This window comes from Pseudomonas sp. EpS/L25, assembly GCF_001512295.1.
In the GTDB taxonomy this organism is placed as follows: domain Bacteria; phylum Pseudomonadota; class Gammaproteobacteria; order Pseudomonadales; family Pseudomonadaceae; genus Chryseomonas.
In genome coordinates this window covers 579,986-591,323 of record NZ_LNUP01000015.1, presented here as the reverse complement: position 1 = coordinate 591,323, position 11,338 = coordinate 579,986, and the positions used below count along the sequence as shown (strand labels likewise).

The window sequence follows — 11,338 nt, the reverse complement described above, 5'->3', positions numbered from 1 at the left end:
GCTCACTCGCCGCGCCGGTCCAGATAGCAAGACCTCAGGAAGATCACGATGCACGCACCTCGCCTGCCCCTGACCCTCTATCACGATGGCGCCTGTCCGCTCTGCGCCCGCGAGATCGCCTGGCTGCGGCGTCATGCCGATCCGAGCCGCCTGCACCTGGTCGACCTCGCCGCGCCGGACTACCAGGCCCCGGCCGATGCGCCACCGCGCCAGGCCATGCTCGACCTGCTGCACGCCCGGGATGCGGACGGTCGCTGGTTCAAGGGCCTGGACGCCACCTATTGGAGCTGGCGCACCGCCGGACTCGGACGCTGGGCCCGACCGCTGGCCTGGCGCCCGCTACGGCCTTTCCTGGAATTGGGCTATCGGTTCTTTCTCAAGCTGCGCCCAGGCCTGACCTGGCTGCCTCATCCAGAGGGCAGCCGGCGTTGCCAGGACGAGGTCTGCACCCTGGACCAGCGTCGCGAGGATCAGCGCAAGGGATAGGTCAGCAGCAGCAGGTGCAGGGTATTGAGCGCCCCGTGCAGCAGCAGCGCTGGCCACAGGCGATTGCCCGAGCAGTGGAAGGCCAGCCCGTAGCCCACACCGGCCAGACCCGCCAGCAGCGCGAAGCCTGCGCCCGCGGGTAGATGGGCGAGGCCGAACAGCAGGCTGGTCAGCAGCAGGCCCGTGGGCATGCCAAGGCGCTCGCTGAGGCGGCGTTGCAGGAAGGCGCGAAATACCAGCTCTTCGGCCAGGCAGGTCACCAGCAGATTGATCGCCAGCCACGCCAGCAGACCCTCCGGCCACTTCGGCTGCCAGCCAAGGACACCCAGTGCCAGGGCGAGACCGGGTACGCCGCCCAGGGTCAGACCGACCGTGGCCAGCAGCGGCCGCACCCGCCACGGCCCCACTGGCGTACCCCACCAGGCCAGCAACAGGGCGAGGGCGACCAAAGCCTTCTCCAGCGCCAGGCGCAGTTGCCAGGGCTGGGAGCCGCCCAGGTGCTGGGGTGGCCCCAGCGGCAGGGCCACGAACCCTGGCACGAGATGGGCGGCGAACAGCACTGCCATCACCAGCGTCACCGGTAGCCAGGCGCGGGGTGCGACACAGGGCCGCGCCGCTATCCACGCCACGAACAGCACGCCACAGAGCAGTGCCACGGGCTGGACCAGCCCGCCGAGCGCACCGCCCAGCAGCAGGGCCAGGGGCGGCAGCGACCGCCACCAGCAGGAAGAGCGCGGCATGGGCATGCGGAGTCCGTCCGGAAAAGCCGCCAGTCTAGCGGTTCGTGCGGCGTTGCTGGCACCGGGCCAGGGTTCGCCTGCTCGCGCGTCTCGGCTAGACTACGCGGCTGCTCGCGTTACGGATCCTGACATGTCTGCTCAACCCGCCCGTGCCCTGGGCCTCGACTTCGGCACTTCCAACTCCACCGCCGGCTGGCTGCGGCCCTCGGGTGACGTCCTGCTGCCCCTCGAAGACGGCAAGGCCACCCTGCCCTCGGTGATCTTCTTCAACGCCGAAGAGCGCCGTCCGGCCTATGGTCGCCAGGCGCTGCACGAATACCTGGAAGGCTACGAAGGCCGCCTGCTGAGATCGCTCAAGAGCCTGCTCGGCTCCAGCCTGCTCAAGGGCGAGACCAGCATTCTCGGCAGCGCCCTGCCCTTCACCGAGGTGCTCGGCCTGTTCCTCGGCACCCTCAAGCAGCGCGCCGAAGAACAGGCAAATCGCGCCTTCGACGCCGTGGTGCTGGGCCGCCCGGTGCACTTCGTCGACGACGATCCGGTCGCCGACCAGGAGGCCGAGGACACCCTGGCCGCCGTGGCGCGCCAGGTGGGCTTCAACGACATCTCCTTCCAGTTCGAACCCCTGGCCGCCGCCTTCGACTACGAGCGCAGCATCGAGCGGGAGGAGCTGGTGCTGATCGTCGACATCGGCGGCGGTACCTCGGACTTCTCCCTGGTGCGTCTGGCCCCGGAGCGGCGCAACCTGGACGACCGTGCCGGCGACATCCTCGCCACCGGCGGCGTGCACGTGGGCGGTACCGACTTCGACCGCCAGCTGAGCCTGGAGGGCGTGATGCCGCTGCTGGGCTACGGCAGCGCCATGAAGAGCGGCGCCACCATGCCCACCAGCCACTACATCAACCTGGCGACCTGGCACACCATCAATGCCGTCTACGCCAAGAAGAGCGTGCTGGCCCTGCGCGACATGAGATACGACGCCCAGGACAGCCGCTGCATGGATCGGCTGTTCAAGCTCATCGAACAGCGCGCCGGCCACTGGCTAGCGATCCAGGTGGAAGACGCCAAGATCGCCCTGACCGACGACTGGCGCCGCACCCTGCGGCTGGATCGCATCGAGACCGGCCTGGCGGCCGAGCTGGAGCGCCCGCTGTTCGACGCCGCCATCGCCCTGCAGCTGGAACGTCTGAGCCGGGGTGTGGACGATCTGCTGGCCCGTGCCGACCTCGATCCGGCGCGGGTCGACAGCCTGTTCTTCACCGGTGGCTCCAGCGGCATCCCCGCCTTGCGTCAGGCCCTGGCCAAGCGCTTCCCCGGCGCCCGCCTGGTGGACGGCGACCGTTTCGGCAACATCGGCAACGGCCTGGCCATCGAGGCGTTCAAGCGTTACGGCTGAGGCTGCCGCGAGGAGAGGTCCCGGCCGAGCGGACGCCGTCTGAGTGCGAACGCTCAGAGGCGGCTCGCCGGGGGAGCATCAGGCGCCGAAGGCACCGTCGATGGTGTGCATGGCGCCCGTCACGAAGCCCGCCTCGGGCCCGGCCAGCCAGGCCACCATGCCGGCCACCTCCTCGGCGCTGCCATGGCGCTTGATCGCCATGAAGCTGTGCATCAGTTCCTTCAGCGGTCCATCGGCGGGATTCATCTCGGTGTCGATGGGACCCGGCTGCACCACGTTGACGGTAATGCCGCGGGGTCCGAAATCCCGCGCCAGGCCGCGGGCCAGCCCCTGCAGGGCCGACTTGCTCACGGCATAGGCGGCCAGGCCGGGCACCGGCATGCGGTCGCCGTTCACCGAACCGATCACGATGATCCGCCCGCCCGCCGGCATCTGCCGCGCAGCCTCGACCGCCGCGTGATAGGGCGCCTGGATGTTTATACCGAACATTCGGTCGATGGCATCCGGGTCCTGCTCCAGGGCATCGCCGAAGAGGGCGACGCCGGAGTTCACCACCAGCACATCCAGGGGACCGCTGGCGCGCACCCGCGCGATGACGGCATCGCGGTCGGCGCTGTCGGTCATCTCGGCGGTGCTACCGGTTTCCGCGGCCAACGCCTGGGCAGCGTCCCTGGAGCTGGCGTAGGTGAAGGTCACCTGGGCGCCCTCGGCGGCGAAGCGCCGCACGATGGCGGCACCTATTCCGCGACTGCCGCCCAGCACCAACACCTTCCTACCTGCGAAATTCGTCATGAGCCTGCCTCCTGATTAATGTAGTGAATGCTACAATAAGCCTATCCCGGCCCCTGTCAAAGTATTTTTGTAATGAGCACTACAAATAAATCCGCACCTCGTGGTCGACCACGCCGCTTCGATCCGGACGAGGCGATTGCCCAGGCCCAGCGCCTGTTCCATGAAAAGGGCTACGACGGGGTGAGTGTCGCCGTTCTGACCCAGGCGCTCGGGATCAGGCCGCCGAGCTTCTACGCGGCCTTCGGCAGCAAACTCGAACTGTACGAGCGGGTGCTCGAGCGCTACATCTCGACAGGCGCCCTGCTGCTACGGGAGATTCTGGAGGCCGAGCAATCCCTGGCGGTGGCTCTGACCCAGGTGCTGGAAGAGGCGGCGCGCAGCTATGCGGCCGACCCCAGCGCGACCGGCTGCCTGGTGCTGGAGGGTACCCACTGCGACGATCCCCAGGCCCGCGCGGCAGCCGACCGGCATCACCAGGCGGCCCAGACGCTCATCCGCACCCATATCGCCGCCTGCCAACCGCAGCGTGCGCAGGAGCTAGCCGACTTCGTCATCACCACCATGGCCGGGCTCTCCGCCAGTGCCCGGCATGGGCAGAGTCTGGAGCGGCTGCTGGCCAGCGCGCGCCTGGCGGGCCTGGCGCTGACCCAGGCGCTTGCCGCAGATGGGTGAGCACGCGCTGACGGCTGCGACCTTTAGTCCGACGGCCGCCCAGGCTGACCGCGAGGCGCCGCTGGAGTAAGGTGGCGGCCTTCATCGCATCTTCGAGAGAGTCTGTCCCATGTCGCTGGAAATCGTCGACCATCCCGCCCTGGAAGTGACCGGTCTGCTGTTCGAGCCTGGCCAGGGCGAAGACATCGCCGCCCTCTGGCGGCGCTTCGCCGACCGCGCCGGGGAAATCACCGGCCGTGAAGGCGACGCCGAATGGTATGGCCTGAGCTGGCGCCAGGCCGGCGCCATGCACTACCTGGCCGCGGTGGCCACCGCGCCGGGCGCGCCCCTGCCCGCCGGCATGGTGCGCCAGGAACTGCCGGAAGGCCGCTATGCCCGCTACGTGCATTTGGGCACCGCGCCCAGCGTGGCCAAGAGCCTCGGCCGGCTGTTCGCCGAGCTGCTGCCGGCGCGCGGCCTGCAACCCCGTCCGGGCGCCTGCTTCGAGCACTACACCGAGGCCTTCACCGGGGTGGATGCCCAGGATTCGCAGATCTACATCTACGTGCCGGTGTACTAGAGCGGTGAAGCGCCGCCTGGCGGACAGGACGTTCGTCAGCTGCGGCTTGCCTCGCGACCTGAGCCTTTCCAAGCTGGGGATATCGCCCGCAACCCTAGGTGCACGATGTCCCTGCCCGAGCTCCAGTCCTTCATCGCCCGGCACGAGCGGATCTTTCTGCTCACCGGTGCCGGTTGCAGCACCGATTCCGGTATTCCCGACTACCGCGACCGCGACGGCGCCTGGAAGCGCCCGCAACCGGTCACCCTGCAGGCCTTCGTCGGCGACGACCTGCTGCGCCGCCGCTACTGGGCGCGCAGCCTGATCGGCTGGCCGCGCTTCTGCCAGGCCCGCCCCAACGCCACCCACCAGGCCCTGGCGGCCCTGGAGCGGCGCGGCCAGGTGGAGATGCTGCTGACCCAGAACGTCGATCGCCTGCACCAGGCCGCTGGCAGCGAGGCGGTGATCGACCTGCACGGCCGCCTCGACCAGATCCGCTGCCTGGGTTGCGAGCTGCGCCTGCCGCGCCAGGAATTCCAGCAATGGCTGGGCGAACTCAATGGCGACTGGCTGCAGCTGGACGCGGCTACCGCCCCGGATGGCGATGCCGATCTGGAAGGCGTGGATTTCATGAGTTTCCGCGTACCCGACTGCCCGCGCTGCGGCGCCCTGCTCAAGCCGGACGTGGTGTTCTTTGGCGAACACGTACCCGGTGCGCGGGTGGAACGCGCCTTCGCCCACCTGGGCCGTGCCGATGCGCTGCTGGTGGTAGGCTCCTCGCTGATGGTCTATTCCGGCTTTCGCTTCGCCCAGGCCGCCGCCCGCGCCGGCCTCCCCATCGCCGCCCTGGGCTATGGCCGTACCCGCGCGGACGACCTGCTGACGCTCAAGGTGGAGGCTTCCTGTGCCCAGGCCCTGGCCTTTTTGCTGGAGCCCCCGAGTGCGCCGCGAACGCGCCTTACGCCGGCACTTCGCGAGGCCGCGGCGCCCGGCCCAGATGCATCAGCGGACGCTCGATCCAGCGGTAGCTGAGCATCGACAGCAGGCAGGCGAGCACCAGCACCGGCGGCAGCAGTGCCATGAAGCCGGCCGTGCCCAGGACCTCGACCGAGCCCAGGTTCAGCAGGGTGAAGAGGCCATAGAGCAGCAGGCCGTGGGTCAGATAAAGGCTGTAGCTGATCTCGCCCAGCACCTTGAGCCCGCGACTGCGCAGCACACCGAAGAGATCGTTGCCGGCGGCCATGGCGGCGAAGGGCAAGGCCAGCGCCAGCATCTGCTTGAGACTGTAGTCCGGCTGGGTCATGGCGTAGCCCACCAGCGCCAGCGACAGCGCCGCCACCAGGGGCGTGCGCAGCCAGGCCATCAGCGCCGGCCGATGGACCTTGACGAACACCGGCAGGAAACCCAGCAGGAACAGCAGACCGAAGCGGGCACCCAGCACATGGTAGTGATAGCCGGCGGCGACCAGGCCAGCCACCAACAGCGTCGAGACCAGCAGCGGCAACCCGAAGCCACGGCGATTGAACAGCGCGGCGATGATCGGCAGCGCCAGATAGAACAGCGCCTCGTAGCGCAGCGTCCAGTGGGCGCCGGCGGTCATCCAGCCGCTCTCTTCCAAACCGTTGAGACTGAAACCGGAGAACAGCTCCCAACTGAGCAGCTCGAGCATGAAGTGCTGGCCGTCGGCGATGACGAAGTGGGTGCGGATCAGGGTGAAGAGCACCACCACGGCCACCACGCAGAGATACAGCGGCATCACCCGCAGCACCCGCGATCTCAGCAGCTCGCCCCAGTCCGGCGTGCGGCGATAGACCTTTCCGAAGAACAGGTAGCCGGTAATCATGAAGAACAGCGAGACCGGTACCACACCCAGGTTGTAGAGCAGGATGCTGTCGGGTTCGCGCCACTGGCCCTCGGCCTTGAGGTGATAGGTCAGCACGAAATGCAGGCAGACTACGGCGGTGGCGAGGATGCCACGCAGGGCATCCAGCGGCGAGGAGCGCGCCAGGGTCTCCTCGGTGAGCAGCGGGCTGCGGCGCAGGGCGAAGGCCAGCAGCACCAGGGTGCCCAGGTAGAGGGCGATGGGGAGAGCGACGTCAGTCATATCCGTGACCTTCTTGACAGAAACCGGCAAAGACCCGCCCCCAGACCGCCAAAGCGGTCGCCGGAGCGAGCGAGGGAAAAGCGCGACAGCCGGGCACGCTACCGCGCGGTACGCGACCGAGGGCAGAGGGACCGGAAAGAGAGGAGAACAGCGGCGAGCGGAAGGATCCGCTGCCTCAGCAAAGCGCGAGAACGCCTATCAGACAAGTCTTGTTACAGGCGTTCCCTCGGGTTCGACGCTTCGCTGGTCGTCGCCCGCGGCTCTGGCATGCAACTTCACAGCTGCATGCCGTTCGTCGGCGTCCGTGGTCGAGAGCAGGCAATCCGATCTCGACGCTGGCCAATGCGGCCTTTTCGGCTGCACTCGCTGCCGAAAAGGCCGCATTGGCCACCAGGGTAGCTCTTGCGTCCCGGCTTATCTCAGGGCGCCAGTGCCCGTGCTACCAACGGGTAGTGATCCCACACCTGGCCGTCCGCCAGGGAGCGCAGCAGCTTGACGTACTCGGCATGGGACCAGGCCAGCGGGGTCGCCGAATCGGTGCCCTGCCCCTTGGTGTAGCCGTGGCGCCGGTTGTCGCCCACGCCGTCCCAGACCTGCTCGGGCAGCATCAGGCCGGCGTTGGCGAACAGCTCCAGGCCGCGGACGTAGGTGTTCCGCAACTTGCCCAGCGCTGCCGCATCCGGCTTGCCCTGCAGGGCCAGGCGCGCCAGCTCGTAGTGGCCACGTTCGCCGGTGAAGATCGGCCAGACCCGGCCGCGCAGGCCGGAGTTGGGCACCGGCTGCTCGGTAGCCGGGAAATTGATGCCCGAGGTCTCGCTCTCGCCATAGCCGTCGTTGCCGTAGCGCCGCCAGCCGGGGAAGGTGCCCGTCACCCCGGGGTACTGGAAGCTGTACTTGACCCTCAGATTCTCCGGCAGGCCTTCGTCGTCCAGTACCGCCAGGCTCTTCTGTACCAGGGGATCGCTGGCGGGACGCACCCCATAGCGCACCAGTTCGAGGAAGCCAGCGTCCAGCACCTGGTCTTCCGGCAGGCCCGGACGGCTGTTGTTGTCCACCAGCTTGCCCTTGTCGTTCGGGTCGGCGTTCTGGGTGATGCGCAGGTAGTAGTTGCCGGCGCCCAGGCTGCCCTGGGTGGTGGCCATGGTCTTTTCCACCTGGCCGGAATAGCGCCGGGCGGTGTCGCGGTAGCGGCTGGCATTGGCCTCGTCGCCGGCATGGCGCGCCAGTTCGCTGGCCGTGGCGAGACCGGCGATCACCGCCGCGGTGGTGGACGGCGAATAGCCCCACTGCTCTTCCCAGCGCTCCTGCTGGGTCTGCGGCGGCTTGACCTGCCAGGTGTTCCAGCCCAGGTTGACCTGGCTGTCACGGGCGAGGAAATCCGCCGCGGGCCTGAGCATGTCGCGATACCAGCGATCGATCTCGGCATCGCCCAAGAGGCCGCCTTGCCAGAGGCGATAGCCGAGCATGATCGGCATGGCGGTCTGGTCGAGTTGCACGCCCACCCATTCGATGGTGCCGTCGACGTGGGTCTTCTGCAGGAACCAGCCGGTAGCGCCAGCTGCGCGAACCTCGTCGCCCTGCTTCTGCTGGTGGATGAAGGCCGAGTTGTCGGCCGGCTTGTGCGCGGTGTTGGCGTCCACCTGCACCTGCTTGAGGTAGCTGAAGGCGACCTTGGGCGTCTGCCGATCGCCCAGCGCCAGCAGCGCCATGGCGCACTGGTAGAAGTCCCGCGGCCAGACCGCCTTGTAGCCGGTGGTGCCCTTGGCCGCCGGCACCGTCTCGCCCCAGGGATTGGACAGCGAGGCGATCAGGGCGCCGGCGTGGGTCTTGTCCTCCTGGGCCTTGAGCACCAGGGCGCTGGCGTTGACCAGCTTGCCGCCGTCGCCGGCCTGGGCCTGCAGGCGCGGCAGCTGGTCGAGGCTGGCCAGGTAGTCCTGCCAGCCGATGGCGTCGCCTTCGCCGTTGTAGTGGGCCAGCACCTTTTGATAACCGCGGGCCAGGGTGGCATCCGCCGCCGCCTCGGCCTGGCGCGGATTGGCTCCGAAGCCCACCACCACGTCCAGGGTGGTCTCGGCGCCCTTGAGCGGCAGCTTGGCCAGCAGGGCGACATTGCCGGCCTGGTCGCCGGTGCTGCCGTAGAGTTGGGTCAGCTTGCCGTTGCGACGCAGGTCGTCGAGGCCATCGGAGGCACCGACGAAGCCCACGGTGGGCGTCTGCAGGGGCTGGCTGGCCTTCACCACCAGGGCGTGCTCGCCTTCGCTGGCGTAGAGCACCGCGCCCTTCACCGCCGCACGGTCGTGGCTGCCGCTGTTGGCCAGCGCCGGATCGACATAGAGATAGGGCTGGATGCGCGGGTCCTGGCTGCGAAAGATGACGCGCATGACCAGGGTGTCCTGGTCCGGGTCGGTGAAGACGTGCTTCTCGATCTCGTAGCGGCCCTGGCGGTCGCGATTGACGATCCTGTAGGCCAGGGAGGTGGGCCGGCCGGCGGCGTCGGTGGCCAGGTACTCGAGGCGACTGTCGGTGTCGTCGCGTTCCAGGTGGGTGAAGTCGGGGCCGCGGATCACCAGTTGCAGCTCGCGCAGCTGCGCCTGGTGGATGAGCCCCTGCATGGTCTCGGTGACCACGCCCTGGGCCAGGGAGAACCACACCCGCGACACGCGGCCGGTACTGGCCTGGTCACTGTAGGCGCCGTCGCGATAGGCCTCGTAGCTGGTGCCGATGCCGGTCTTGCCGGAGTAGGACCAGAAGGGAGCGGCGCCGGGTGCGCCGGGGGCGTCCAGGGCAGACGCCAGAGGGGTGAGCAGACAGCTAGCGGAACACAGCAGCGGACGGACGAAGCGTACGGGCATGGGCGGTCGGGCCTTGTTCTGGTTATGCCGAAAGTCGCAGGACAGAGGGCTCTTGGCCCTCTGCTCGTAAGACTAGTCGGATTTTTCCCAGGTGCCGTTCTGCCTGCGTCTCACGCCGGTTGCCGGCCTGGTAGCAGATATAAATCCAGCCTTAGCATGGTGTTTCAGAAGTTCGCACAAGAATTGGCGAGTGATTCTGGTCGGTTCGGCGCCCCGATGGGCCAGGCGCTGTGAGGAGCCATAGCAGGGCTATGGCGAGGAGTGGCAACGCCGACCAGACGGTCCGCCGCTGCGGCCGAAAAAGCGCCGCCAGCATTGTGTAGATGACTTCTGAAACATCAGACTAGCAATAGGGTTTATAAAACATGTGGGGCAGCCGCTTTATGTGATCGTGACGGCATAGCCCCATGCGAGCACTCTATTAAACAAGAAAACCAGAGAGACAAGAAAATTATATAGCATGAATCACGCCAAACGCCAGATTACGGACCCACTTACAACCACTACAAGGGAAAATAGATTACTAAAGATAGCTAAGGCGATTTCATCGCATCAGTCGTGGCCTTTATTATTTCTTTAGCCGCCTCAACACTGATAGGAAGAGGCGCTTGCAGATCATCCTGATCAGATTTAGGCCGGTGATGAAAATATCTTAGCAGCGCGATGAGCAGCAATGTCGGCACAGTCGAAAGCGACACTATGATAGGAATATCACCTGTAGAGTGAGGTCTCACGGAAGCGAAAAAATACCAAAAACCAGCACTTATTCGAACATTACCCAAGAAAACGAAGCCGAGCAGCGCTAGATAAAAGACAACAACCAATCCCACAGTAACGTTGGTTAGCCGCTTTTCCCAGCGAAATCTCCAAGCCTCCCTTCGGAGGTAGTCACTAATTAACCCTTGATTCTCTGCCTCACCCTGAGATAGATCGTCATGAGTGCCGTTCATAAAAGCCCAATTGCCTTAAGCCTAAATTCCATCGCAGCAGTTGAGACACCAAAAGTTCTCGCCAAACTAGACAAGTCCGTTATTCTTTTCTCTAGCACAAGATGCTTTACCAAGGCAGCAGGCATGAGTAAGGCAGCGGCAAATCTGTTCGCAGCGACTTCTTTCGGATCACGAGCTTTTGAGCTGAACTGCTCAGATGTATCTCTTGGTGCGTCCAAATCACCATGAACATGATGACCAATTTCGTGCGCAATGGTGAATCGCTGCCGAACGGGAGCATCCAAAGAGTTATAAGTAATTAGCGGATTACCTTCGCGATAAGAATAGTGACCGCTTTCATTTGGGCGCCAAGTTTCTTGGTTAAAAGGCGTAAGCGCCTCAACCTCTATACCCATAGCTTCAGCAATAGCTCGTGGGTTTACCGGCAGACACCCATCCCAATACTTTTGAAGGACATCGTTTGCAGTACGGTACTCCATTCGACCTCCTAATATCGGTTGCTAGCTGATCAAAATGCGGGGCGATTCTGCACAAGTCAAGGCTACGGGTCAATTTTCTATTGACACATACCAAATTTGGCGTTCTACGCCAACCAAAATACTGTATAAAATTACAGAAAAAGGTAATGCTTAGCAACCCCCTGACCTTCTTTAGCACCAGACCTATCCATCCCATAGCCTCATGGCTAATCTGCCCATTTAACGAATATCAGCCCTCATCCAATGAAAGCTAACTTACTGTTTCTTAAAGAAATCGTGAACGAATTCGGCGCCAACAGCGAGCGGTCGAAGCCTCCGGAGATGGGCTCAAG

At 65.4% G+C, this 11,338-nt stretch carries 10 protein-coding genes; 5 read left to right on the top strand and 5 right to left on the bottom strand.

The window, feature by feature from the left end:
* Positions 1-48 precede the first annotated feature (48 nt).
* Positions 49-486 (top strand): thiol-disulfide oxidoreductase DCC family protein, encoded by a 438-nt coding sequence (locus AR540_RS19250; RefSeq protein ID WP_059231072.1) that lies wholly within the window; start codon positions 49-51, stop codon positions 484-486.
* On the opposite strand, the gene AR540_RS19245 is transcribed toward AR540_RS19250, so the two are convergent.
* Positions 471-1,226: a CPBP family intramembrane glutamic endopeptidase gene (locus tag AR540_RS19245; protein WP_059231604.1), complete on the bottom strand. Its 756-nt coding sequence runs from the start codon at positions 1,224-1,226 to the stop codon at positions 471-473. The genes AR540_RS19250 and AR540_RS19245 overlap by 16 nt on opposite strands.
* Before the next feature lie 130 nt (positions 1,227-1,356).
* On the opposite strand from AR540_RS19245, the gene AR540_RS19240 reads away from it, so the two are divergent.
* Complete coding sequence (locus AR540_RS19240; protein WP_059231070.1) at positions 1,357-2,619, top strand: Hsp70 family protein; 1,263 nt, start codon at positions 1,357-1,359, stop codon at positions 2,617-2,619.
* Between the two features lie 78 nt (positions 2,620-2,697).
* Here AR540_RS19240 and bdcA read toward each other — a convergent pair whose 3' ends face one another.
* Positions 2,698-3,411: an SDR family oxidoreductase gene (gene bdcA, locus AR540_RS19235; protein WP_059231068.1), complete on the bottom strand. Its 714-nt coding sequence runs from the start codon at positions 3,409-3,411 to the stop codon at positions 2,698-2,700.
* A 72-nt stretch (positions 3,412-3,483) separates the two neighbouring features.
* Between bdcA and AR540_RS19230 the strand changes: the two genes are divergently transcribed.
* The 3 genes from AR540_RS19230 to AR540_RS19220 all read left to right on the top strand — a co-directional run bounded on the left by AR540_RS19230 (position 3,484) and on the right by AR540_RS19220 (position 5,653).
* Positions 3,484-4,083, top strand: coding sequence for a TetR/AcrR family transcriptional regulator (locus AR540_RS19230; RefSeq protein ID WP_059231067.1), 600 nt, complete (start codon positions 3,484-3,486; stop codon positions 4,081-4,083).
* A 109-nt stretch (positions 4,084-4,192) separates the two neighbouring features.
* Positions 4,193-4,642: a GyrI-like domain-containing protein gene (locus tag AR540_RS19225; RefSeq protein WP_059231065.1), complete on the top strand. Its 450-nt coding sequence runs from the start codon at positions 4,193-4,195 to the stop codon at positions 4,640-4,642.
* 105 nt (positions 4,643-4,747) lie between these two features.
* The gene (locus AR540_RS19220) at positions 4,748-5,653 is read left to right on the top strand and encodes an NAD-dependent protein deacetylase (protein WP_059231063.1); all 906 of its coding nucleotides are present in this window, start codon (positions 4,748-4,750) and stop codon (positions 5,651-5,653) included.
* On the opposite strand, the gene AR540_RS19215 is transcribed toward AR540_RS19220, so the two are convergent.
* The 3 genes from AR540_RS19215 to AR540_RS24960 form a co-directional block, all read right to left on the bottom strand.
* Complete coding sequence (locus AR540_RS19215) at positions 5,580-6,725, bottom strand: acyltransferase family protein (RefSeq protein WP_059231060.1); 1,146 nt, start codon at positions 6,723-6,725, stop codon at positions 5,580-5,582. The two genes, AR540_RS19220 and AR540_RS19215, sit on opposite strands and share 74 nt — an antisense overlap.
* Before the next feature lie 419 nt (positions 6,726-7,144).
* The gene (locus AR540_RS19210) at positions 7,145-9,577 is read right to left on the bottom strand and encodes a glucan 1,4-alpha-glucosidase (protein WP_059231058.1); all 2,433 of its coding nucleotides are present in this window, start codon (positions 9,575-9,577) and stop codon (positions 7,145-7,147) included.
* A 946-nt stretch (positions 9,578-10,523) separates the two neighbouring features.
* Positions 10,524-11,006 (bottom strand): ImmA/IrrE family metallo-endopeptidase, encoded by a 483-nt coding sequence (locus AR540_RS24960; protein WP_082707050.1) that lies wholly within the window; start codon positions 11,004-11,006, stop codon positions 10,524-10,526.
* Between the last annotated feature and the right edge of the window lie 332 nt (positions 11,007-11,338).